Below are 23,387 nucleotides of genomic sequence, written 5' to 3'. Positions count from 1 at the left end.
CAGCTACAGTGGCCGCTGCGCGTATTGCGCGCAGCGGTTTTTTTTCGCCTGGAGACACCGGATTGCCCAGCGCCTCACCCCAAAATTTCACTGAACAATCCACTCGCTGGCAGGACCTGCTGGCCGGGTTGTCGATTGCCGGCCTGTTGTTACCTGAAGCGGTCGCGTATTCAAGCATTGCCGCCGTCGCGCCGCAGGCCGGGGTAATCGCCTTGTTTGCCGGTTTGCTGTGTTACGGGCTGTTCGGCACCAGCCGTTTCGCCATTGTCTCGGCGACTTCGTCGTCGGCAGCGGTATTGGCGGCCGCCACCGCGACGCTGGCCCACGGCGATCCGCAACTGCGCTCTGCCCTGGCCATCGGCCTGGTGCTGGTGACTGGCGCGTTCTTCCTGCTGGCCGGGTTGTTCAAACTGGGCAGCGTGACTTCGTTCATCGCAAAACCGGTGCTGCGCGGCTTCGCCTTTGGCCTGGCGCTGACCATCATCCTCAAGCAAGTCGCCAGCGTGGTCGGGGTGCATCTGAGCGACGGCAATCTGGTGCACTTTCTGCCGCAATTGCTGGAGCAACTGCCGCAATGGAACTGGGTGGCGGCGGGTGTCGCCGCCGTGGCGTTGGCCTTGCTGGTGCTGTTTGCAAGGTTCCGGCGCTTGCCGGGCGGCTTACTGGTGGTGGTGATTGGCATTGCGGCGAGTCAATGGCTGAACCTGCCGGCGTATGGGGTGAAGCTGATCGGCGTGATCGATTTGAGCCTGGAAGTCCCGAAGCTGCCGGTATTGCCCTTTACTGACTGGTTGCGCCTGGGTGAATTGGCCTTTGCCATGGTGATGATCCTGTACGCGGAGTCTTACGGCTCGATCAGCGCTTACGCGCTCAAGCACGGCGACAGGATCTCGTCGAATCGCGATCTGCTGGCACTGGGGGCGTCCAACTTGTTGTCTGGGCTGTTTCATGGCATGCCGGCGGGGGCAGGGTACTCGGCAACGTCGGCCAATGAAGCAGCAGGGGCCACGTCGCGGCTGGCGGGTGGAGTGGCGGCGCTGGTGGTGTTGCTCATCGTGCTGACCGTGTTGCCCTTCATCGCCCTGACCCCGGAGCCGATTCTCGCCGCCATCGTCATCCATGCCCTGGCGCGAGGCTTGAGCCTGCAACCGCTGGGACGCTATTTCATCTGGCGGCGCGACCGGTTGCTGGTCATCTGCGCGGTGGCCGCCGTGCTGGTGCTGGGTGTGCTGGACGGGTTGCTGCTGTCGGTGGCGATCAGTGTGGTGTTGATGCTCAAGCAAATGTCGGCGGCGGATATTCAGATTCTTGGGCGGATCGACGGCGGACACGACTTTGTCGACCTGAACCTCCATCCAACGGCGCAAACGGTGCCAGGGGTTTTGATCGTCCGGCCGGGGGAGGCGTTGTTCTTTGCCAACGTCGAGCGGATTCTGGGCAGCACGTTGCACTTGATCCGTCATTCGCAGACGCCGATTCATTCCGTGGTTCTCAGCCTGGAGGAATCGCCGGATCTGGATGGCACCAGTATTGAGGCATTGCAGGACTTTTTTGTGCGGGTGCGGGGGGAAGGGAAGCATCTGGTGCTCGCCCGGCTCAAGGACTCGGCGCAGGCCGCATTGGCGGCGTTGCCGGAAGTGAAGGATACACAGGTGATCCTCAGCGGTTTGAGCGTGGATGGCGCGGTGCAACAAGTCCTCAAGACCAGCGCATAACCCTTGTAGCAGTGTAGGGGCATAGCCATCGCAGGCATAAAAAAACGCCGCACATCTCGCGATGGGCGGCGTTTTCTATTGCGTTGCAGCGTTAGGCTTGAACGACCGGAATGTTGGCGTTCGCAGCCGCTTCACGGAACTCGGCGATCTGGTCGAAGGACAGGTAGCGGTAGACATCAGCCGCCATGCTGTCGATCTTGCCAGCGTACTCCATGTATTCCTCGACGGTCGGCAGGCGACCCAGGATGGACGCCACGGACGCCAGCTCGGCCGAAGCCAGGTAGACGTTCGCGCCGTCACCCAGACGGTTCGGGAAGTTACGGGTCGACGTCGACACCACAGTCGAATTCGGCTCTACACGTGCCTGGTTACCCATGCACAGCGAGCAGCCTGGCATTTCCATGCGTGCGCCGGCCTTGCCGTAGATGCCGTAGTAGCCTTCTTCGGTCAGCTGGTGAGCGTCCATTTTGGTCGGCGGCGACAGCCACAGACGGGTTGGCAGCTGACCCTTGACCTGATCCAGCAGCTTACCGGCAGCGCGGAAGTGACCAATGTTGGTCATGCACGAACCGATGAACACTTCGTCGATCTTCTCGCCAGCAACGCTGGACAGCAGACGGGCGTCGTCCGGATCGTTTGGCGCGCAGAGCACAGGCTCTTTGATGTCGGCCAGGTCGATTTCGATGATTTCAGCGTATTCGGCGTCAGCATCGGCAACCATCAACTCAGGGTTGGCGATCCAGGCTTCCATCGCTTGAGCACGGCGTTCCAGAGTCCGTGCATCGCCGTAGCCTTCGCCGATCATCCAGCGCAGCAGGGTGATGTTGGAGCTCAGGTACTCGGTGATCGACTCTTTCGACAGCTTGATGGTGCAACCGGCAGCCGAACGTTCGGCCGAGGCGTCGGACAGCTCGAAAGCCTGTTCGATGCTCAGGTTGTCCAGGCCTTCGATTTCCAGGATGCGGCCGGAGAAGGCGTTCTTCTTGCCTTTCTTCTCAACGGTCAACAGGCCAGCCTGAATCGCGAAGTAAGGAATGGCGTGAACCAGGTCACGCAGGGTGACGCCCGGTTGCATCTTGCCTTTGAAGCGCACCAGGATCGATTCCGGCATGTCCAGCGGCATAACGCCGGTGGCTGCAGCAAACGCCACCAGACCCGAACCGGCCGGGAACGAAATGCCCATCGGGAAACGGGTGTGCGAGTCACCACCGGTGCCGACGGTGTCCGGCAGCAGCATGCGGTTCAGCCAGCTGTGGATGATGCCGTCACCCGGACGCAGGGAAACGCCGCCGCGGGTCATGATGAAGTCTGGCAGGGTGTGGTGGGTGGTCACGTCGATCGGCTTAGGGTAAGCCGCAGTGTGGCAGAAGGACTGCATCACCAGATCAGCGGAGAAGCCCAGGCACGCCAGGTCTTTCAGTTCGTCACGGGTCATTGGACCGGTGGTGTCCTGGGAGCCGACGGTGGTCATCTTCGGTTCGCAGTAGGTGCCTGGACGCACACCGGCTACGCCGCACGCCTTGCCGACCATTTTCTGCGCCAGGGTGAAGCCCTTGGTGCTTTCGATAGGGGCATCCGGTTTCTTGAACAGGTCGAACGCTGGCAGACCCAGTTCGGCGCGAGCCTTGTCGGTCAGGCCACGGCCGATGATCAGCGGAATACGACCGCCGGCACGGACTTCGTCCAGCAGCACAGGGGTCTTCATTTCGAAGGTAGTGATGACTTCATCGGTACCGTGCTTGCAGACTTTGCCTGCGTGCGGGTACAGGTCGATCACGTCGCCCATGTTGATGTTGGTCACATCAAATTCGATTGGCAGTGCGCCGGCATCTTCCATGGTGTTGTAGAAGATCGGAGCAATTTTGCTGCCGAAGCAGAAACCGCCAGCACGCTTGTTCGGCACGTAAGGAACGTCGTCGCCGAAGAACCACAGCACCGAGTTGGTCGCCGATTTACGCGACGAACCGGTACCGACCACGTCACCGACGTAGGCGATCGGGAAGCCGCTGTTGCGCATTTCTTCGATCTGCTTCATCGGGCCGATGGAGCCTTGCACGTCCGGCACGATGCCGTCGCGGGCCATTTTCAGCATGGCCAGGGCGTGCAGCGGGATGTCCGGGCGGGACCAGGCGTCCGGAGCAGGGGACAGGTCGTCGGTGTTGGTTTCGCCGGTGACCTTGAACACACGCAGGCTGATCTTGTCGGCCAGAACAGGGCGGTTCTTGAACCACTCGCCGTCAGCCCAGGATTGCAGTACGCCTTTGGCATGAACGTTGCCGTTCTTGGCGCGTTCAGCGACGTCGTGGAAGGCGTCGAACATCAACAGGGTGTGCTTGAGTTCTTTGGCCGCCACTGGCGCCAGTTCGGCGTCGTCCAGCAGGTTGACCAAAGTGACGATGTTGTAGCCGCCCTGCATGGTGCCGAGCAGTTCTACAGCGCGCTTCTTGTCGAGCAGGGGGGATTTGGCTTCGCCTTTGGCGAGGGCAGACAGGAAGCCGGCCTTGACATAGGCCGCTTCGTCCACGCCAGGTGGAACGCGATTGGTGATCAGGTCAACGAGGAAAGCTTCTTCGCCAGCCGGAGGATTCTTCAGCAGCTCGATCAGGCCTGCAGTTTGTTCGGCGTTAAGCGGCTGGGGAACGATACCCAGTGCTGCACGCTCTTCGATATGTTTGCGGTAGGCTTCAAGCACAGTTATTACCCTCATCAGTGGTCCCAAATGGGTGTCCGGGACGCTCATCCCGAAATTGCCGTACTCATGCGCTGCGTGGCGTTGTGAGCCACTTAGCCAGAATTACCGACAATTCCTTACAGAAGCTGCTTTCAAAGTTTTACGCCTGCAGAACGGGAGCTGATGAGGGTTGGCGTTGGGTTTTTCCCCGCTGGAAAAACCCTTCGCCAACACCGCTCTGAAGGAACGACTGTGCTCGTGACGCTTTGAAAACAGCTTCTAACGGACATTGGCGCCTTAAAAGGCTGGCTGATTCTACGGCAAAAAAAAATTAAAGGTAAGTTAGCCCCTGAACTTTGAGGGGTGATGAATGTTAGACAAAGGGCTAACATGCCGGCCTGTTCTGCTTTCCCGTGTTCTGCCTACCTATGCCCAATCAGACCATCAAGACCCCCTGCGTCGGCCTCTGCTCCACCGTTTACGGTGACCTGGTGTGCCGTGGCTGCAAGCGTTTCCACCACGAAGTGATCAACTGGAATGGTTACAACGAGGAGGAGAAGCGCGCGGTATGGCTGCGTCTTGAGCAATTGCTGTCCCAGGTGATGGCCAGCAAGCTGGAGGTTTTCGACGCCCAGCGCCTGCGTCTGCAGCTTGAACAAAGGAAAATTCGCTTTGTGCCGCATCAGTCGGAGTATTGCTGGGCGTATCAGTTGATTGCCCGTGGGGCGCGGGTGATCAATAACCTGGAGGCGTACGGGATGGTGCTGATGCCGGAGTTTCGTGACTGGAACCTGCCGGAATTGCGTGATGCCATTGATCGGGAGTTCTTTTTGCTGTCCGAGGCGCATTATCAACGGTACATCGCACCGGGCTTTTTAAAAGACGCCTTCGGCGCCTGAAAGCATCGTCGGAACGCCGCCTGGACCCAGCCCGGCTCCTACAGTCAAGCTCCGGTGCTCACAAAACCCTGTGGGAGCAGGGCTTGTCCGCGATGACGTCCGACCAGACACCACAGATTTCAGTGCTGAGCCAACTCGTCAAGGTGATTCTCAATCTCCTGGGGTTTGAGCACCAACACATCACTTTCCACCGAATCGAGCACCACTTCCGCCGTATTGCCGATCAACGCCCCCGACACCCCCGACCGCGCCACGGTGCCGATCACGGTCACCGCCGCCTGCAGCTTGTGCACCATGAACGGAATCAACACATCCGCCGGACCTTCCTCGATATGCAAATGCTCATCGTCGATGTCGAACTCCGCCTGGAACGCCTTGCACTGTTCGCGATAGCGCGCCTCGATGGTTTCGCTGAGTTGAAACGTCGGGTCGGCCGCCGACAGCATCGGCGATGGATGCGCGCTGATCACGTGCAGATGCGCCTTGGCCAGACTGGCGATGTCATAGCCGTAATCGATGATGGTGTTGTGCAGGTGACGGTGCTCACCGTCGGTGTTGCCCACATCAATGGCGGCCAGAATGACTTTGTCTTTCCAGGAACCGGCCGTTTTCACCAGCAGCACCGGTGTCGGGCAGTTACGTAGCAGTTTCCAGTCGTCCGGGGTCAGCAAAGCTTTTTTCAGCGGGCTGTCCGGGTAATGCTGCTTGATCACCAGCCCGCAGCCTTCGGCTTGCTGCACGTCGATGATGGTTTGGTGCAGGCTTTCGCTCCAGGCCTGTTCGGTGGTAACGCTAAAGCCGTCCGCCAACAAGGCTGTCTTGAGCACGCCCAACATAGCGCTATGGTCATGTTTGCGGTCACCGACCAGCAGGTGCAAGTGTGCCTGGGTCACTCTGGCAATCAATTTGGCCCGTTTGAGCGCCAGGCTCTCCGAGTGTTCGGGTTCGAGGACCACCAGGATGCTGCGAATGGCTTGCATGAGGGGAATCTCCATAAACGGCTAAAAAGCACGGCGTTGCACAACTATAGTTCCTGCTCGCCAACCAGGTACTTGATGCATATCAACGGTTGGCGACTGGTGGTCTGGCGGCAGGCCGGTATAATCGGCGCCCTTCGTTTTGACCATTTATCCGTGAGCCCCATGATCCTTCCCGAAATTCACGAGTTCCTCGGCTGCCGTACCCCTGACGGCTGGGTGCAGGCCGCACTGGCCGATCAGGAAACCTTGCTGATCGACCACAAGAACTGCGAATTCAAGGCCGCCAGCACCGCGCTGAGCCTGATTGCCAAGTATCACTCCCACGTCGACCTGATTAACCTGATGTCGCGCCTGGCCCGGGAAGAACTGGTGCACCACGAACAAGTCATGCGCCTGATGAAAAAGCGCAAGATCGAGCTGCGCCAGTTGTCCGCCGGGCGCTACGCCTCGGGCCTGCGCAAAGTGGTGCGCAGCCATGAGCCGGTGAAACTGGTGGATACGCTGGTGGTGGGGGCCTTTATCGAAGCCCGCAGCTGCGAGCGTTTCGAGGCGCTGGTGCCGCATCTGGACGAAGAACTGGGCAAGTTCTACTTCGGCCTGCTGAAAAGCGAAGCCCGGCATTTCCAGGGTTACCTGAAGCTGGCTTACCAGTACGGCGACGCCAAGGACATCGCCCAAGTGATCGACAAGGTGCGCGCGGCCGAGCAGGAACTGATCGAGTCACCGGACGTGGAATTCCGTTTCCACAGCGGTGTACCTGCTGCGGCCTGACACAGCCGCAGAGGCGCTTTAGCAGCTCAAACCCAGCCGTTCGTGCCATTCGGCAATGGACTCCTCGGGATACACCTCGAACTGTTGATCCCCCACGTGCGCCTCAACCTCTACCCACGGTGCTTTTGAACCGAGCATCAAATGCGTGTGCTCCGGTGGTACCGGCAGCGCAGTGTCGATGGCGGAGGCGAACGGGTGGATCAGCTCCGGCCATTCAGGGCTGAACAGCCACAGTCCCGTCCCGCACAGCGAGCAGAAATGCCGCTCGGCGCTGCTGCTGTGCGCCCGTTTATCGCCTTCGTCCTTCATGCGCGCATGGTAGATCGCGATGTGTTTGCGGCCGCGAACCTTGAGGCTTGCGGCTTCACCGCCGAGGTTGATCGCAAACCCGCCACCGCCCTGGGTCTTGCGGCAGATCGAGCAATAGCAACGCTGATAAGGGTAGGGGTGGGCACTGTTCAAACTGAACGACACCGCGCCGCAATGGCAGGAACCTTCAAGTTGCATGGCAACCTCCGATGGGGCTGGGGTTTATCCAGACAGCCTAGACCGGGACCAGAATCCGGGCTGCCGCCATCGAGAGCAAGCTCGGCTCCCGCAGGGTATTGTGAGCGCCACAAATCCCCTGTAGGAGCCGGGTTTGCCCGCGATGAGCGATAACGCGTCCTGCTGGACGCCCACTCACGGCCGAGGCAGCATGGGCGCCTCCATCACCGGGGCCGACTCATGCGACGATTACCTTCACTGGCCGCACTGCGAACCTTCGAATGCGCCGCCCGCCACGCGCACTTCGGCCGGGCCGCCGCCGAGTTGTGCGTCACCGACAGCGCCGTCAGCCATCAAATCCGCCAGCTCGAAGAACACCTCGGCGTTTCGCTGTTCATCCGCGAAGGCCGGCAGATTCGCCCAACCATGGCCGCAGGCCGACTGATGCAAAGCCTGCAGCAAGCCTTCGAACTGATCGGCGATGCCTGCGATGAGCTGCGCGATCCGTCATCGTTGGCGGTGTTGCGCCTGGCCGTCACCGCCGAGCTGGCGCAAAAGTGGTTGATGAGCCGGCTCACGGATTTCTACGCGCGTTATCCGCACATCACCCTGCACCTCTACGAGCAACCGATTGACGGCACGGCGCCGGGTGAAGACATTGATCTTGCGATCACCTACGGCACCGGTCCGGTGGACAGCAGTGCGTTCTTTGTCAAACCCTTGCCGGCGTTGCAGTTCTTCCCGGTGTGCAGCCCCGGCCTGTTCAATCAGGGCACGCTGAAAACGCCGAGGGATCTGGCGCGGCATTGCCTGTTGCACGACGATCAGGACGGCAAGACCTGGACGGCCTGGCTGACCAGCCATGCCGGGGATCAACGCCCCGAGCGACAGCTGTATTTCGCTCACGCCGGCCTCGCGCTGGAAGCTGCAGCCCAGGGGCAGGGTGTGGCCATGGGCGATAACCTGACGGCGCAGGAAGACTTGCTCAGCGGGCGTCTGGTTCGACCTTTCACCTCGAGCATGACTGCCCTTGGCCAATACGCGCTGGTGTGCGAGCGGGTGCGGCTGGAGCGTCCGGCGGTGGCGCAGATGCTGGAATGGTTCAATGATCAGCTGATCGATTGATGAGTTGAATTCAACTGTTCCGAAATAATCATCGTTGGCGAGGACGGCGCCAGCGACCTTAGCCTGTGGTCATTCCAATCCCCGCTGACGAGGTTTGACCATGGCACGTTTGCTCGATTCCACCCCCAAACAAGACGGTTTCCGCTTGCCCGGCGAATTCGAAACCAAGTCCGGTTGCTGGCTCGGCTGGCCGGAGCGCACCGACGTCTGGCGCAACGGTGCCAAGCCTGCGCAGAAAGTCTGGGTGCAAATCGTCACCGCGATTTCCCACAGTGAACCGGTCACCGTTTGCGCCTCGGCCACGCAGTTCGCCACCGCCCGCCGTCAATTGCCGCCGCAAGTGCGTGTGGTGGAAATGACCTGCAACGACACCTGGTTTCGCGACAGCGGGCCATGCTTCGTGGTCAATGATCACAGTGGCGAAGTGCGCGGTGTCGACTTTGAGTTCAACGCTTACGGCGGTCTCGATGGCGGTTTGTACTACCCGTGGGACAAGGACGATCAGATCGCCAGCAAAATCCTCGAAATCGAACGTTTCGACCGCTATCGCGCACCGCTGATCGCCGAACTGGGTGGGATCCAGAGCGATGGCCAGGGCAGCATCCTCACCACCGAACAATGCCTGCTCAACCGCAATCGCAACCAGCATCTGGGCAAGGAAGAAGTCACGCGGCGCCTGACCGATTACCTCGGCGCCGAGCAAGTTATCTGGCTGCCACGGGGCTGCAAGTTCGACGAAACCGACGGCCACGTCGATGACCTCGCGTGCTTCGTGCGCCCCGGTGAAGTGGTGCTGCAATGGACCGACAACCGCGATGACCCGCAATGGGAAATCTATCAAGAGGCCTACGACATCCTGCGCAGCACCCGCGACAGCCGTGGCCGCGAATTGATCGTGCACAAACTGCCGCAGCCCGATGTACTGGAGTGGACGGCTGAAGAAGCCGAGGGTCTGGATCAGCAAGACAGCACGCACACGCGTCAGGCCGGGACGCAAATCTGCGCGTCGTACATCAACTACTACGCCGGCAACACTTCGATCGTGGTGCCGCTGTTTGGTGATCGCAATGATCAGGCCGCCATGGCGACCCTCGCGGAACTGTTCCCGCAGCACAAGATCGTCGGTATCGAAAACTCCCGGGAAATCCTCCTCGGTGGCGGCAACGTCGCGTGCATCACCATGCCTCAATACGCGGCGCCTGCCAGCCACAAAAAGGGAGTATGAACATGGGCCTGCACAAACTGACTCAAGCGTTAATGCTGGTGCTTGCACCCCTGTGTGTGCAGGCCGCCGACACCGCCAAACCGGTGGTCAACCTGTACATCTGGGGCGAGTACCTGGCGCCGGATACGCTGAGCAATTTCGAGAAAAAAACCGGCATCCATGTGGTGGCCGATCACTTTGATTCACTGGAAACCGTCGAGACCAAATTGCTCACCGGTCGCAGCGGCTATGACCTGGTATTGACGGCGGGGCAGCATTTGTCCCGGGCGATCCAGAGTGGCGCGATCCAGATACTGGACCGCAAGCAAACGCCGCACTTTCAAGGCGTTGGCGAGGAGTTCCGCCAGCACATGGCGGTGTTCGATCCGGGCAACCGTTACGCCGGCATTTATGCCTGGGGCACCACCGGCGTCGGTTATCAGGAAGAAGCGGTGAAGCAGCGCCTGCCCGACGCGCCACGGGACAGTTGGGCGATGCTGTTCGATCCGGCCGTGGTGTCGAAATTCGCCGATTGCGGGGTCAGCCTGCTCAACGATCCCAACGAGGTGTTTGCGGCGATCATGAAATACATGGGCCTGGATATCAACCGCCAGAACCTCGATGACCTGAAACTGGCCGAGCAACAATTGGCGAAGATCCGGCCGTACATTCGCTATTTCGACAATGACCTGAACATCAGCGACCTGGCCAACGGCAACACCTGCGTGGCGATGTCCTGGAACGGCAACGTGGCCATCGCGGCGGGGCAGGCCGAAGCGGCGAAGAAACCGTTCACGCTGAAGTACCGGATACCCAAGGAAGGCACGTTGATCTGGTTTGACGCGATGGTCATTCCCAAGGATGCGCCACACCCCGAGGCGGGGCTGGCATTGATGGATTACCTGATGACACCTGAAGTGATCGCGCCGATCACCGACACCATTCACTACGCCAATGCGATTACGGCGGCGGACGGGCTGGTCGATCCGGCGATTCGCGATGACCCGGGGACGTATCCGTCGGCGCAGGTCAGGGCTTCGTTGTATAGCAAGAATGACAATGGGAAGGCGTTTAACCGGGCGTTGATTCGGGCGTTTAGCCGGTTGAAGTCGGGGTTGTGATTGGCTGGAGGGATGTGTCGTACTTCCGGACGCCTTCGCGAGCCTGCTCGCGAAGAACGATAACGCGGTCTACCGGCTAGGCACCCGCCACAAATACCACGCCGCCACCGTCCGATACGGGCTCCACCCCAACCCGATCTCCACCATCTGCTTGCGCGTCGGCTGCACCTCCAGTCCCTTCAGCCGTCGATACCCCTCACGCACGCCAAAGTCATCGGCCGGCAAGATATCCGGCCGCTCAAGGCTGTAGATCAGCAACATCTCAACCGTCCAGCTCCCGACCCCGCGCAAGGTGATCAGGCGCTCGATCAATGCCTCATCGTCCATGGCCAACGCCGTCGCATAATCGGGCACCAAGCCATCCAGCGTCGCTTGGGCAATCCCCTGAATGGTCGCGATCTTGCCCGCCGAAAACCCGCAACTGCGCAGCTGATCAAACCCGGACGCCAGAATCTGCTCCGGTCGTGGAAACGCCACCGACGGAAACAACCCCAGCAAGCGACCGACAATCGCATCCCCGGCCTTGGCATGCAGCTGCTGGTAGGCAATCGCCCGCACCAGCGACTCATACGGATCGCGAGCCGCATGGGGTTGATGCAGGCACGGGCCGACGGCGGCGATGTGGCGCGCCCAGTCGGCGTCGAGGGACGCCAGAAATTCGGTCGCGGGCCGATAAGGATCGGGCATGGCGATCAAGCGTTCCCGGCCCTTTTCAGCAGGGCGTTGACTTCACCGTACGTAAACGCCTTGAGGTGGCTGCTGTCGAGTTTGCCGGTTTCCAGAAAACCCTTGGCCAGCCCGGCCATGGCGCCATACAAAAACTCGGCGATGCCCGAACCGGCACTCAAACGCCGTACGCCCAGTGCTTTCAGCGTTTCAGGCGAAGGCAGGCTCGCAAGCCCCAGCACGTTCACCGGCAACGTGGTGCCCTGGCACAGTGCGGCGATTTCGTACTCCGCCGACACCCCCGCCGCGAACAACCCGTCGGCACCTGCCGCTTGATACAGCGCTGCACGCTTGAGTGTCTCGGCCACGCGATCTTCGGCCGGCACCAAGCCCTTGAGGTACACATCAGTGCGCGCATTAATGAACAGCTGCACATTGCGCTGATTCGCCACCTTGCGCGCCACTTCGATCTTGCGCACCAGCAACTCGGGCGGGGACGCGCCGTCCTCGATATTGATCCCGACCGCCCCGGCGCCAATCACCGCTTCAATCACTTGCGCGACCCGCGTCAGGTCATCGGAATAACCGGCCTCGACGTCTACGGTCAACGGCACCGAAATCACCCGGGCGATGGACTCGACGGTTGAGACCAGGCGCTCGAGGGGCAGGGCGTTGCCGTCTGCATAACCATGGGCCCAGGCCACCGCCGCACTGCTGGTGGCGACGGCTTTGCAGCCCAGTTGCTCGACGATGCACGCCCCGGTGGCATCGGCGACGTTGGTGAGGATCAACAAGCCTTCGTGGTGCAGTTGGTGGAATTGCTTGTCCATCGAATGTCCTTCCTTATGACGATTGAGGCAATCAGAACGCCAGTTGTTGGGTCATCTGCATCGCGGCGTTTTCCAGCCGCAGCAGAAACGCCTTGCGCGGTTGTCCTCCACCATAGCCGGTCAACGAGCCGTCTGCACCGATCACCCGGTGGCACGGCACCACGATGGACAGCCTGTTGTGCCCGTTGGCCAAACCCACTGCGCGACTGGCGCCGGGCTTGCCCAATAACCTGGCGATGCTGCCGTAGGTACTGGTCTGGCCGTACGGGATCTGTGCCAGTGCAGCCCAGACTTGTCGGGCGAACTCGCTGCCGGGCGTGTGCAGCGCGACGCTGAATTCGCTGAGTTTTCCGGCGAAGTACTGCGTCAGTTCGGCTTCGATTTGTTGCAAGTGCGCGTTGTGTCCTGGCGCGACCGCGTAGCCATAACGGTTCTGCAGTTCTTCGACTTCACGGGTCAACGCCGGGCGGTCGAGGAACTCCAGCAACACCAGCCCGCGACGCTCGGCCATGGCAATCATCGGCCCCAGTGGCGTGGTCAACCGGGTGAACAGCAGGGGTTCACTCTGTGCGGCCCGGCCCGGGGTGATGTGGAACGACTTCTGGAACGCGTCACGAAAACCGCTGAGGGATTCATAACCCGAATCGAAGGCCGCGCTATCGATGGAATCGCCCTGTTTGATCCCGCCCAGCGCCATGCCGAGGCGGCGGGTGCGCAGCCAGGCGTGAAAGGTCATGCCGAAATGCTGTTTGAACCAGCGCCGCAACTTCAGCGGCTCGATGCCCTCGGCCAGCAACTGGGCGTCGGTCCAGCGCTGCTCGGGATCGGCGTCCACCGACTTCAGCAGCGTCTGCACCCAGCCTGGCGCGATGGCCGCAGCGTCCAGTGGCTTGCAACGCAGACACGCGCGATAACCCGCCGCCAGGCATTCATCGGCGTGGGCAAAGAACTCGACGTTCTCCGGTTTCGGCGAACGCGCCGTACAGCCGGGGCGGCAGAAGATCCCGGTGGTTTTCACGGCCGTAAAGAACACGCCCTCGTAGGCGGTGTCGCGTTCGAGCATGGCGCGAACCATTTCGGCGTGGGGTGGCAGCAATGCGGTTTGTATGTTCATGGGCTGAGCATAAAACCCTGGGGGCGGTGACTCCACCGGAAAATCGACAGTGAATTTTTGTGGCCCTGGACTACAGTGTCCGGGTTACCGGTCATGCAACCCTTCAGGAACTGATTTCATGCAACCGTTCACGATTCAACACATTGATCACATCGTGCTGCGCGTCCAGGACCTGGAGCGCAGCATCGCGTTTTACGCCCGGGTATTCGGCGCTGAACTGGTCAAGCGCCAAGACCATCTGGGGCTGGTGCATCTGCGCGCCGGGACTTCCATGATCGACCTCGTCAGCCTGGACGGGGAGCTGGGGCGCAAGGGTGGTGCTGGCGCGGGTCAGGAGGGGCGTAACCTCGACCATGTCTGCCTGCGCATCGAACCTTTTGATGAAGCGGCGCTGGTCAGTCACTTGCAGTCGTTTGGTTTGACGCCGGAAAAAGCGGCCACGCGCTTTGGGGCTGAAGGTTATGGTTTGTCGTTGTATTGCTTCGACCCGGATGGCAACCAGGTCGAGCTCAAAGGGTCGTCCACTGATCAGCCTTGAGCATCCTCAAGCCGCTCACGCAGGAACTCGATTCGGGGCCAAGCGAACTTCAGGGCGTCAAACCGGCCACTCGATAGGATTCGATCATTTTCTGAAATATGTCGGACGTTTCTTTGATTTTTTTGGAGGCCTTCACGCGTTTAGCTTAGCGTGTTTAAAAACACTTGCGGTTACGTCCCGAAGGCTACAAAACCTTGCGCCGTTACCTACGATCAAGCCAGAATCCGCCGGCTTGTGCGGCTAAGGGGTGGGCTATATCGTTTCCCTGTCACTGAAAATAGTGATCGGGTTTGGTAGCCCGTCTAGAAGCCGCATGACAACACCTTATGTAGTCTCTTTTTGGGACTCTGTTTTTATGGTGGTCATGCGTGGGGCTCCATTGTGAGCGCCGGGTTTCCAGCTTCTACCGGTCTACCAACCCACGTATGGCCGCCACCCCTTCGTTTGGTAGCGAGGGTGATGGCTCCTCAATATTAGAAGTTGGAGTTCATCTATGTTCAAAGTAACACCTAACCCGCCAGACACCGATTCACCCGATGCCGATCCGCCAAACGCCGATTCAGTGTCCCCGTACGAAACCCTCGACCCCAAAAAACTTCACGACGCCGCCGAACGCGCGCTCAACTTCTATCTCAACCCGGCGGCGCTCATGAACAACACTCCACGTAAACCCAGCACCATTTACATGATTGCCCCAGACGTCGACCATGAAACCTTGCTGGTTCAAACGTGCGAGAACATGGCGTCGGCCAGTGTCATGGCCAGCAACGTGGCGGCATCGCTAGAGGGGACTCATCGCAGTAACGCCCTGGCATTGCAGCAGGTCATCATGCTGGGGGAGTTGGCGGTGAATCGAATGCTCGATAACTTCGTTCCGCCTAAGTAATCGCTGCATCAGGTTGGCGGGGGAGCTTGCTTCCTCGCCAACGGTGCGTGGTGGGCGAGGAAGCCCGCGTGCTCAACTCAACACCGCTTGGCGTACCAGGTCTGCTCACTGCGCAGAAATGGTTATCTTCGAACCCGGTAGCGGGATCGTGACGCTGAAGGCCATGCACCGGGATGTGATTTTCGTGATCGGTTCAGCGGAACCTCATCAGCGGTTATTGCGCAAGATGGAAAAATTCAACGCCGCGGCCACGCAAAGCCACCCAAGGTAAGGCAGCAGAATCAAGCCAGTGATCACATCAAGCTGCAACGCCATCACCACCATCACCGCGACCACCAGCCAGAGCAGCATCAGGATCACCATGCTGGCGAAAACGCGATGCGCGCCAAAGAATACCGGCGTCCACAGCGTATTCAGCGCAATCTGCGCCGCCCATAACGCCAGCACCTCCTGACTGCCAGGGACCAGGGTCAACCGGTACCCGGCCCAGGCGAGCAAAAGGTAGATCGTCGACCAGGCGACTGGAAACACCCAGTTGGGTGGGGTGAAACCGGGTTTGACCAGCGATTCGTACCACAGGCCCGGTTTAAAAAAGAAGCCTGTGCTTGCGGCTGCACCGCAGGCTAGAAGAAAAACGAGAAAGGTCATCGGCGATCCTTGGCTGAGGTCAGTTGTCCGGAGCTGCAAAGCCATGTCGGCAGCATTAAAGAGATGACGCCCGGTGACGCGAAAAGTTTGGAGGGAGGGATGATATTTCTCAGGCACAAAGGAGCGAAGGGGGCGATGTCGTGCTTAAAGAACCATCGTCCCCCGTTTGATCACGCCCGCTTAGCCATCAACAACACCGAAGCCGCCGCCGACAACAACCCCGCGCAGCACCGGTTGAAAATCCGCTTGCCACGCGGCTCGGCGAACCAGCGACGCATGTGCAATCCCATGTAGGCGTACGCGCTGATGGCGATCCATTCCAGTATCAAAAACAGCGCGCCCAGCAACGCGAATTGCGGCGTCACCGCGCGAGTCGGGTCGACGAACTGGGGCAGGAACGCGGTAAAGATCAGGATGGCCTTGGGATTGCCGGCCGCCACCAGAAACTCCTGCCGCGCCAGGGCCATCACCCCGACGGGTGGCCGGGTGTCTGCGTGCTCGGTGCCAGGGTCGGCGCGCCACAATTGCCAGGCGAGGTAAAACAGATACGCCGCGCCGATGATCTTGATCCCATAGAACAGCATTTCGGAGGTTTGCAGCACCACGGCCAACCCGGCGGAGGCGAGGGCGATCATGCCGGCGAACGCCAGCAACCGGCCGATCCCGGCCACACAGGAGGTGCGATAGCCATAACGAGTCGAGTTGCTGACCGACAGCAGGTTATTCGGGCCGGGCGCCATGTTCAGGGCAAAGCAGGCGGGCAGAAAAAGGGTGAGGGTAGCGAGGTCCATGGCGAGTCTCCGGGATCGAGAGCGCCATTTTTATCATGGGCGGTGGACGGACCGCCCGGTACAGCCATGGACACAAGCCGCAGTACACTTTTATCTGGCGAACTTTCTCGCGCCTGCCACGCAGAGAATCACCGCCACGGTGACCCCGAGCATGCCGAGGCTGACCTGTTCGTGCAGCAACGTCGCCGCCAGCGCCAGGCCGAAAAACGGCTGCAGCAGTTGAAGCTGCCCCACCGCCGCAATCCCCCCCTGCGCCAATCCGCGATACCAGAACACGAAGCCGATCAGCATGCTGAACAGCGACACATACGCCAGGCTCAACCAGGCTGGCATCGTGATCCCGGAAAATGAAACGGGCATCCGCCACACCGTCAGCGCGGCCATCAGCGGTAGCGACAACACCAGCGCCCAACAAATCACCTGCCAGCCGCCCAGTGTTCTGGAAAGCCTGGCGCCTTCGGCATACCCCAGGCCACAGGCCAGAATCGCCAACAGCATCAGCAAATCACCGACAGGCGACGTGGTAAGCCCCTGGGAAACGGCAAAACCGATCACCAGCAAACTGCCCAGCACCGAGAAAAACCAGAACGCCGGTCGTGGACGCTCGCCACCACGCAACACGCCAAACGCGGCCGTGGCAAGAGGTAGCAGGCCGACAAAGACGATGGAATGCGCCGACGTCACGTACTGTAACGCCAATGCCGTCAACAGCGGAAAGCCGACTACAACCCCCAGCGCCACAATGACCAAAGGCAGCAATTGACTGCGCGCCGGGCGCTTTTCCTTGAACAGCCACAGCATGCACAGCGCCATCACGCCGGCGATGGTGGCCCGGGCGACGGTCAGGAACACCGGGTCGAATTCCAGCACGGCCACGCGGGTGGCGGGCAGCGAGCCGCTGAAGATCAGCACGCCGATGATGCCATTGATCAGCCCGCTGGCGTGCTTGTCCAGTGTCGGTCTGTTGAGCGTTGATGTCCTTTCCATGTGGCGTCTCCGTGTCAGGTTGCGTGAAAGGCATCCTATGAGTCAGGATTAAGAACAATCAAAAAATTGTCATGGATACATCCCACGATGCCACGCTCTCGCTACAAGTCCCTGGTGGACACCCTGGCCGCCGATATTCACGCGGGGCGCTTGCTGCCGGGCACACGCTTGCCGACGCACCGTCAGTTGGCCGCCAGCGAAGGCCTGGCGCTGGTCACGGCCAGCCGGGTGTATGCCGAACTGGAAGCGATGGGATTGGTCAGCGGTGAAACCGGGCGCGGGACCTTTGTCCGCGAGACGTCGTTGCCGCCCAGCCACGGTATCGATCAGCCGGACGTCGCGCCGGGCGTAATCGACCTCAACTTCAACTATCCCGCGCTGCCGGGGCAGGCCGACCTGTTGCGCAATGCCTTGCGCCAACTCGCGCTGTCCGGCGACCTGGAATCGCACCTGCGCTACCAGCCTCACTGCGGGCGGGCGCATGAGCGCGCCTCCATTGCTCGACATTTGCTTAGCCGTGGCCTGACGGTTGAAGCCGACAACGTGTTGATTGTCAGCGGCGCTCAACACGGGCTGGCAGTGACATTGATGGCATTACTGCGACCCGGTGACGTAATCGCGGCGGACGCGCTGACCTACTCGGGCTTCAAAGTGCTGGCCGCCACGCTGCACCTGGAAATCGTGCCCATTCCGGTCACGGAGCAGGGCCCGGATTTGCAGGCGCTGGAGGACCTGTGCCGCCGCCGGACGGTGCGTGCCGTCTACACCATGCCGACCCTGCATAACCCGATGGGCTGGGTGATGCCGGTCGACCAGCGCGAACTCCTGGTGTCGATTGCGCGCAAGCATGACCTGCACATCATCGAGGACGGGGCCTATGCGTTTCTCGCCGAAGACGCGCCGCCGCCCATCGCCGAGCTGGCCCCGGAGCGCACGATTTACGTGTCCGGTTTTTCCAAGAACGTCGCCACCGGTTTGCGCGTTGGTTTCATTGCGGCCCCTGCGCAAAACGTCGCCGAACTCGAACGCACGGTCAGGGCGACCACTTGGAACACCCCAGGCGTCATGACCGCCATCGCTTGCGCCTGGCTTGAGGATGGCACTGTCACCCGGCTCGAAGCGCAAAAACGCGAAGACGCACAGGCCCGACAGACACTGGCCGACGAGGCGCTCAGCGGACTTGCGGTGATCCGCCATCCGTCGTCCTACTTTCTGTGGCTGCCTTTGTCGGAAGACGCACGGGCAGACCAGATTGCCGTGGCGTTGATGCGTGAGCAGGTTTCTGTGTCCACCGCCGAACCCTTTGCGACGTCGCTCCATGTGCCGCACGCCTTGCGGTTGGCGTTGGGCTCGGTAGACATGGACTCACTTCGACAGGCGCTGGTGAAAGTGAAGTGGGTGGTGGAGGCGCATACGTAGGCAACTTTGCGCGTTTCAACCCACCCTGTACCTACAACAACGTGCCGATGCTTTAGGCAGTTTTCTTCAATACGCGGAGCAGGGCGCTCAGTACCGTGAGCGCTGATTTCCCTGAATTGAAGAAGGTGTGCGATGAGTCTGTTGATTTCCATGGCAACGTTTGCACTGGTGGCGTCGATAACGCCGGGGCCGGTAAATATTGTGGCGTTGAGCTCGGGCGCGCAGTTCGGCTTTCGCGCCAGTCAACGGCACGTCGTCGGGGCTACGCTGGGGTTCGTGTTGTTGCTGGTGTTGATGGGGCTGGGGCTGCATGAGGTATTGCAGGTGTGGCCGGCGCTGACGCGGGTGGTGCAATTGGCGGGCGTGGCGTTTTTGTTGTTCATGGCCTGGAAACTGGCGGCGGACGATGGTCGTCTCGATGCCAGGGCGACGGGCCGGGCGCCGTCGATGTTGTACGGCGCGGTCATGCAATGGCTCAACCCGAAAGCCTGGCTGGCCTGCGTAGCGGGAATGGGCGCCTTCGTCGCGGACGGTGAGGCGAGGCTGGTCTGGCAGTTTGCGGCGGTGTATCTGGTGATCTGTTATGTGTCGGTAGGCTGCTGGGTATACGCCGGAACTTTTTTACGCGGTTACCTGAGCAACCCGGCGGGCATGCGATGGTTCAACAGGAGCATGGCGTTGCTGTTGGCAGTCAGTGCGGTTTATCTATTGTTGCCCTGATCAGCCTCGGTACTGCCCCGGTGTCGCTGCCAGGTGCTGTTTAAATGCCCGCTGGAAATGCGCCTGATCCGAAAATCCTGCCTCCAGCGCAACATCGGCAATCAACTTGCCATTGCGCAATTGATCGCGGGCGAACTGGATACGTCGGTTGACCAGAAACGCGTGGGGGGGCATGCCGTAATGCTGCTTGAAGGCGCGGATCAGGTACGACGCTGACAACTGAGCCGCTTCGCAAATATCTTCAAGCTTGAGCACGTGCGTGCAGTTGTCGCGGATGTACTCGGCGGCCCGTTCCAGCTTGAAATTGGGCTCGCGCAGCGGTTGATCGACCGGATTGAGTCGTTGCTGTACATCGGTAAAAAACTCCACGGCAGCGCTGTGTTTCTGCAGCACGTCGTGTAGAGGATCAATCAGTATTTCGTAGAGTTTTTGCAGACCGACAAACAACTGGATATCGCGCGTATGGGGGGTGGAAAACCGCCGAAACGCCGCGTCCTGGCTGAAGCCAAGTTGATGCTGCAAATCGGTCAGCCAGGGCGTCTCGACATACAGCATCAGGTACGACCACGGCTGGTCGTCGATCGGGTTGCAAGCGTGAACATCATCGGGATTCATCAGCACCACGGTACCGGCGCTGACCTGAAAGGCGGATTGTTCGTGCAGGTAAGTGCTGAATCCGGCGGTGATCGCACCGATGGAAAAGTGCTCATGGGCATGCCGGGTGTAGCAGACTTCACGACCGTCGGCGATGGAGCGGGCTTCGATGAAGGGCAGGGCGTCATCACGCCAGAAGCGCGGGGCTTTGTCGGCGTTTTTGGCAGCGGCGTGCTTCATCTTTGGCGTCCTCGGCAGGTCAGTCCGGGAGTGTATTAGCTCTCGCCGTCAAAGGCTCGCTGCAAGGCGGCGATGTCGAGTTTTTTCATCCGCATCATCGCCTGCATGGCACGCTGGGACTTGGTGGTGTCCGGGCTTTTCAGCATGTCCATGAGCTGGAGCGGAACGATTTGCCAGGACAGGCCGAACTTGTCCTTGAGCCAGCCACACTGCTGGGCCTGCGGTTCGCCGCCGGCGGACAACGTGCCCCAATAGTGGTCGATTTCCTCCTGGGTCTGGCAGTTGACCTGGAAAGAAACGGCTTCATTGAATTTGAACAGTGGCCCGCCATTGAGGCTGGTAAAAGATAGCCCGTCGAGCTCGAAGCTGACCGTCAGCACCAAGCCTTCAGGCATGCCGTGGACCTCCTGGCCTGCCTTGCCGTAATAGGTGGTGCCAGTGATTTTTGAATGATCGAAGATCGAACAGTAAAACTTCGCCGCCTCTTCGGCCTGAGTGTCGAACCAAAGGCAGGGAGTCAGTTTTTGCACGCGTTGCATGGTGGCGCTCCTCTACGGGTGACTCATGCTGGACTATCAGCGTAGTCAGTCTGACGCTGACCGGTCGGACCGTAGATCGAAAGTCTTGCCGAAGAAACGAGTCGGTATGACTCGCTTGTGGGTCATAAAGACTATTTTGTGACTTGGTCGATATGACTCTTATGCGTTCAACATATTGATTTTAAAGGTGGCAATACCTGGCACGGCGTTTGATGCGCTCAACGTACAACTGACCCGATTCAGGAGTACGACAAAATGTTCGGTTTTCTCAACAACCCTCTGCACGTTCTGTACCTGTCGAGCAAAGTGCTCGGTGCCGGCCTGGTCATGCTGTTTGCCGGGATCTACGGCGCCTACCTGTACGACGGTCATATGCCCATCGCGTTGTTAGTGGTGATGCATGCCATGACCATCATCGGCCCTACATTGCTCAAAATCGGCTACGTCATGCGCCTGCTGGCCCAATACCGGTTGGCTAAAACCCTGATTCCTGTGGTGGCTTGAAGTGAGAAAACTCGCCAGCGTACCGGTGTTCAGCCTCGGGTTTCGTCCGTTTTTTTTGGTCGGTGCTGTGTTCGCGCTGGTAGCGGTGGCGATCTGGGGGCTGTGGTTGTACGGCCGATTACCCGGTGCGCAACCCATTGGCGGCATGTTGAGCTGGCATCGGCATGAGATGCCGTTCGGGTTTGCCACGGCCATCATTGCCGGGTTTCTGTTGACGGCGGTGCCGAACTGGACCGGGCGTCCCGGCTTGAGCGGCTGGCCGCTGATCGGGCTGCTATTGGTGTGGCTGTTGGCGCGATTGGCGTGGTTGCTGCCGATCCCCGCGCCCATTCTGATTGCTCTGCAGACACCCTTTCTGCCTTTGCTGGCCTGGATGCTGGGTAGGGATTTGATCGCGGCCGGCAAGCGTGAGAACTATCCAATTCTGTTGGTGGTTGCTTTTATGGCGGGCTGCCAGGCATTGACGCTGTGGGGCATCGCCATCGATGACGCCGGGTTGCAACGACACGGTGTGCTCGCAGCCTTGTGGTTGGTGGCGGCGCTGATGACGGTCATCGGCGGGCGGGTCATTCCGTTTTTCATCCAGCGTGGCTTGAACCGTCCTGCCACACCGGCGGCTCATTCGTTGCCCACTAAAATCCTGCTGGTGAGTTCATTGCTGGCGGCGGTGTCGTTCGCCAGTGGCTTGAATGACAGCCCGAAGGCGTGGTTGTCCGCGTTGTTTCTTTTGATGGGCGCTTTGCATCTGTGGCGCTTGTTGCGCTGGCATGATCGTGGGATCTGGCGGGTGCCGTTGCTGTGGTCGCTGTACCTGGCGTATGCCTGGATGCTGATGGCCGCGTTGGCGATGGCGCTGTGGCACGCGGGCCTGATGCCACAGCAGAGCCTGGCTACGCATGCGCTGGCCGTGGGCGGCATTGGCGGGTTGATCCTGGCGATGATCGCTCGGGTCAGCCTCGGTCATACCGGGAGATTGTTACAACCCTCGAAAACGGTGGTGTTGGGCTTTGCCTTGCTGGTTGCCGCAGGTGTGTGCCGGGTGTTGCTGGTTCCGTTCTCCGGGACAGGGCTGGCACTCTCGGCGCTGCTGTGGTGTGCGGCGTTCGGTCTGTTCCTGACGCGCTATACCACGATCCTGTTCAAGCCACGGGTCTAACGCCCCAAGCCACCCTGACTGGCGATCCGGCGGGTGGCCAAATAGATAAAGGTACGCCAATCCCTGGCCGTTTCGCCGATGTAGCAGCTTTCGAGCCTGCGAGGCTGCGTTCGGCGACGCAGTCGTCGCGGGTTTGGCGGCGGCAACACAGCCATCAGAATGGGATTCAAGGTGTGACCGGTGGTCGATGAACCGGTCTCGCCCGGCATTTTGCGCTTAGCTGAAGGGATAACCCAAGGCGCGCACAGGCATTTGCTTGTCGTGGCGACGCCCTTCAGAACACCGTGAATCTGAGGAAACTCGCAATGCTGACCCTCAACATCAATGGCAAGGATCAGGAGCTGGATGTCCCTGCGGACATGCCGCTGCTCTGGGTCCTGCGCGATGTCGCGCACCTTACCGGCACCAAATTCGGTTGCGGCATGGCCCAGTGTGGTGCCTGCACCGTGCACGTCGATGGTGCGCCATTACGTTCCTGCATCACGCCCGCGACCGCCGTGGCCAACGGGCAAAAAATCCTCACCATCGAAGGCCTGTCCACTGACGGTTCGCACCCGGTGCAGCAAGCCTGGGCCGAACTCGACGTGGTGCAGTGCGGTTACTGCCAGTCCGGGCAAATCATGTCCGCCGCCGCGTTACTGGCAAAAATTCCCAAGCCCACCGACAGCGACATCGATCAGGCGCTCTCCGGCAACATCTGCCGTTGTGGCACTTACCCAAGGATTCGTGCGGCGGTCAAACGCGCCGCCGAGATCGGTTGATGCCATGTGGAGGGAATCAGAA

The 23,387-nt window shown here is 60.3% G+C and carries 24 protein-coding genes and 1 pseudogene; 14 read left to right on the top strand and 11 right to left on the bottom strand.

Features of this window, described 5'->3' with window-relative positions:
* Nucleotides 1–62: 62 nt before the first annotated feature.
* Complete coding sequence (locus tag J2X66_RS13035; RefSeq protein ID WP_310264859.1) at nt 63–1,715, top strand: SulP family inorganic anion transporter; 1,653 nt, start codon at nt 63–65, stop codon at nt 1,713–1,715.
* Nucleotides 1,716–1,806: 91 nt separating this feature from the next.
* Here J2X66_RS13035 and acnB read toward each other — a convergent pair whose 3' ends face one another.
* Nucleotides 1,807–4,407 (bottom strand): bifunctional aconitate hydratase 2/2-methylisocitrate dehydratase, encoded by a 2,601-nt coding sequence (acnB, locus tag J2X66_RS13030; RefSeq protein ID WP_310265271.1) that lies wholly within the window; start codon nt 4,405–4,407, stop codon nt 1,807–1,809.
* Between the two features lie 407 nt (nt 4,408–4,814).
* Between acnB and J2X66_RS13025 the strand changes: the two genes are divergently transcribed.
* Entirely contained in the window at nt 4,815–5,285 is a 471-nt protein-coding gene (locus J2X66_RS13025) for a DUF1289 domain-containing protein (protein ID WP_123435652.1), read from the top strand.
* A gap of 119 nt (nt 5,286–5,404) precedes the next feature.
* On the opposite strand, the gene J2X66_RS13020 is transcribed toward J2X66_RS13025, so the two are convergent.
* Nucleotides 5,405–6,265, bottom strand: a complete 861-nt coding sequence (locus J2X66_RS13020) for a universal stress protein (RefSeq protein WP_310264856.1) — start codon at nt 6,263–6,265, stop codon at nt 5,405–5,407.
* Nucleotides 6,266–6,427: 162 nt separating this feature from the next.
* Here J2X66_RS13020 and J2X66_RS13015 point away from each other — a divergent pair, with 162 nt between their 5' ends.
* Nucleotides 6,428–7,036: a tRNA-(ms[2]io[6]A)-hydroxylase gene (locus tag J2X66_RS13015; RefSeq protein ID WP_046032069.1), complete on the top strand. Its 609-nt coding sequence runs from the start codon at nt 6,428–6,430 to the stop codon at nt 7,034–7,036.
* An 18-nt stretch (nt 7,037–7,054) separates the two neighbouring features.
* Here J2X66_RS13015 and J2X66_RS13010 read toward each other — a convergent pair whose 3' ends face one another.
* A complete protein-coding gene (locus J2X66_RS13010; protein WP_310264853.1) occupies nt 7,055–7,543 on the bottom strand; it encodes a GFA family protein in 489 nt (162 codons plus the stop codon).
* Between the two features lie 219 nt (nt 7,544–7,762).
* Between J2X66_RS13010 and J2X66_RS13005 the strand changes: the two genes are divergently transcribed.
* From J2X66_RS13005 to J2X66_RS12995, 3 genes are all read left to right on the top strand, one after another.
* Nucleotides 7,763–8,647: a LysR substrate-binding domain-containing protein gene (locus J2X66_RS13005; RefSeq protein ID WP_310264850.1), complete on the top strand. Its 885-nt coding sequence runs from the start codon at nt 7,763–7,765 to the stop codon at nt 8,645–8,647.
* Nucleotides 8,648–8,747: 100 nt separating this feature from the next.
* Complete coding sequence (gene aguA / locus J2X66_RS13000) at nt 8,748–9,872, top strand: agmatine deiminase (protein WP_310264849.1); 1,125 nt, start codon at nt 8,748–8,750, stop codon at nt 9,870–9,872.
* A gap of 2 nt (nt 9,873–9,874) precedes the next feature.
* Nucleotides 9,875–10,972 (top strand): extracellular solute-binding protein, encoded by a 1,098-nt coding sequence (locus J2X66_RS12995; protein ID WP_310264847.1) that lies wholly within the window; start codon nt 9,875–9,877, stop codon nt 10,970–10,972.
* Nucleotides 10,973–11,041: 69 nt separating this feature from the next.
* Here the strand turns inward: J2X66_RS12995 and J2X66_RS12990 are convergent, their stop codons facing one another.
* Genes J2X66_RS12990 through J2X66_RS12980 form a run of 3 tightly spaced genes read right to left on the bottom strand, consistent with a single transcriptional unit; the run spans nt 11,042 to nt 13,582 of the window.
* Entirely contained in the window at nt 11,042–11,659 is a 618-nt protein-coding gene (locus J2X66_RS12990) for a DNA-3-methyladenine glycosylase (RefSeq protein ID WP_310264845.1), read from the bottom strand.
* Nucleotides 11,660–11,664: 5 nt separating this feature from the next.
* Nucleotides 11,665–12,468 (bottom strand): isocitrate lyase/phosphoenolpyruvate mutase family protein, encoded by an 804-nt coding sequence (locus J2X66_RS12985; RefSeq protein ID WP_310264843.1) that lies wholly within the window; start codon nt 12,466–12,468, stop codon nt 11,665–11,667.
* 31 nt (nt 12,469–12,499) lie between these two features.
* On the bottom strand, nt 12,500–13,582 hold the full coding sequence (locus tag J2X66_RS12980) for a trifunctional transcriptional activator/DNA repair protein Ada/methylated-DNA--[protein]-cysteine S-methyltransferase (RefSeq protein WP_310264840.1): 1,083 nt from the start codon (nt 13,580–13,582) through the stop codon (nt 12,500–12,502).
* 118 nt (nt 13,583–13,700) lie between these two features.
* On the opposite strand from J2X66_RS12980, the gene J2X66_RS12975 reads away from it, so the two are divergent.
* The 3 genes and pseudogenes from J2X66_RS12975 to J2X66_RS12965 all read left to right on the top strand — a co-directional run.
* Complete coding sequence (locus tag J2X66_RS12975; protein ID WP_310264838.1) at nt 13,701–14,120, top strand: VOC family protein; 420 nt, start codon at nt 13,701–13,703, stop codon at nt 14,118–14,120.
* 493 nt (nt 14,121–14,613) lie between these two features.
* The gene (locus J2X66_RS12970; RefSeq protein ID WP_310264836.1) at nt 14,614–15,006 is read left to right on the top strand and encodes a DUF6124 family protein; all 393 of its coding nucleotides are present in this window, start codon (nt 14,614–14,616) and stop codon (nt 15,004–15,006) included.
* 115 nt (nt 15,007–15,121) lie between these two features.
* A pseudogene (locus J2X66_RS12965) lies at nt 15,122–15,214 on the top strand (pirin family protein); the annotation flags it as partial.
* Here the strand turns inward: J2X66_RS12965 and J2X66_RS12960 are convergent.
* From J2X66_RS12960 to J2X66_RS12950, 3 genes are all read right to left on the bottom strand, one after another.
* A complete protein-coding gene (locus J2X66_RS12960; RefSeq protein WP_310264835.1) occupies nt 15,214–15,654 on the bottom strand; it encodes a tryptophan-rich sensory protein TspO in 441 nt (146 codons plus the stop codon). The pseudogene J2X66_RS12965 and the gene J2X66_RS12960 sit on opposite strands and share 1 nt — an antisense overlap.
* 170 nt (nt 15,655–15,824) lie before the next feature.
* The gene (locus tag J2X66_RS12955) at nt 15,825–16,445 is read right to left on the bottom strand and encodes a LysE family translocator (RefSeq protein ID WP_310264834.1); all 621 of its coding nucleotides are present in this window, start codon (nt 16,443–16,445) and stop codon (nt 15,825–15,827) included.
* Between the two features lie 90 nt (nt 16,446–16,535).
* Nucleotides 16,536–17,432 (bottom strand): DMT family transporter, encoded by an 897-nt coding sequence (locus J2X66_RS12950; protein WP_310264833.1) that lies wholly within the window; start codon nt 17,430–17,432, stop codon nt 16,536–16,538.
* A gap of 87 nt (nt 17,433–17,519) precedes the next feature.
* On the opposite strand from J2X66_RS12950, the gene J2X66_RS12945 reads away from it, so the two are divergent.
* Together J2X66_RS12945 and J2X66_RS12940 are read left to right on the top strand one after the other, a co-directional pair.
* The gene (locus J2X66_RS12945; RefSeq protein WP_310264831.1) at nt 17,520–18,851 is read left to right on the top strand and encodes a PLP-dependent aminotransferase family protein; all 1,332 of its coding nucleotides are present in this window, start codon (nt 17,520–17,522) and stop codon (nt 18,849–18,851) included.
* Between the two features lie 132 nt (nt 18,852–18,983).
* Entirely contained in the window at nt 18,984–19,571 is a 588-nt protein-coding gene (locus J2X66_RS12940; RefSeq protein WP_310264829.1) for a LysE family translocator, read from the top strand.
* Here the strand turns inward: J2X66_RS12940 and J2X66_RS12935 are convergent, their stop codons facing one another.
* A complete protein-coding gene (locus tag J2X66_RS12935) occupies nt 19,572–20,405 on the bottom strand; it encodes an AraC family transcriptional regulator (protein ID WP_310264827.1) in 834 nt (277 codons plus the stop codon). It abuts the gene before it with no gap.
* A 35-nt stretch (nt 20,406–20,440) separates the two neighbouring features.
* The gene (locus J2X66_RS12930) at nt 20,441–20,944 is read right to left on the bottom strand and encodes a VOC family protein (protein WP_310264825.1); all 504 of its coding nucleotides are present in this window, start codon (nt 20,942–20,944) and stop codon (nt 20,441–20,443) included.
* Nucleotides 20,945–21,199: 255 nt separating this feature from the next.
* On the opposite strand from J2X66_RS12930, the gene J2X66_RS12925 reads away from it, so the two are divergent.
* The 3 genes from J2X66_RS12925 (at nt 21,200) to J2X66_RS12915 (ending at nt 23,365) form a co-directional block, all read left to right on the top strand.
* Nucleotides 21,200–21,448, top strand: a complete 249-nt coding sequence (locus J2X66_RS12925; protein WP_310264823.1) for a transmembrane sensor/regulator PpyR — start codon at nt 21,200–21,202, stop codon at nt 21,446–21,448.
* Nucleotide 21,449: 1 nt separating this feature from the next.
* Nucleotides 21,450–22,604, top strand: a complete 1,155-nt coding sequence (locus J2X66_RS12920; RefSeq protein WP_310264820.1) for an NnrS family protein — start codon at nt 21,450–21,452, stop codon at nt 22,602–22,604.
* Between the two features lie 305 nt (nt 22,605–22,909).
* Nucleotides 22,910–23,365 (top strand): 2Fe-2S iron-sulfur cluster-binding protein, encoded by a 456-nt coding sequence (locus J2X66_RS12915; RefSeq protein ID WP_310264818.1) that lies wholly within the window; start codon nt 22,910–22,912, stop codon nt 23,363–23,365.
* Nucleotides 23,366–23,387: the final 22 nt, after the last annotated feature.

Source organism: Pseudomonas sp. 3296, from assembly GCF_031456615.1.
Classification (GTDB): Bacteria; Pseudomonadota; Gammaproteobacteria; order Pseudomonadales; family Pseudomonadaceae; genus Aquipseudomonas; species Aquipseudomonas mucoides.
The sequence above is the reverse complement of the archived record's forward strand: the minus strand, read 5'-3'. Positions and strand labels throughout refer to the sequence as shown.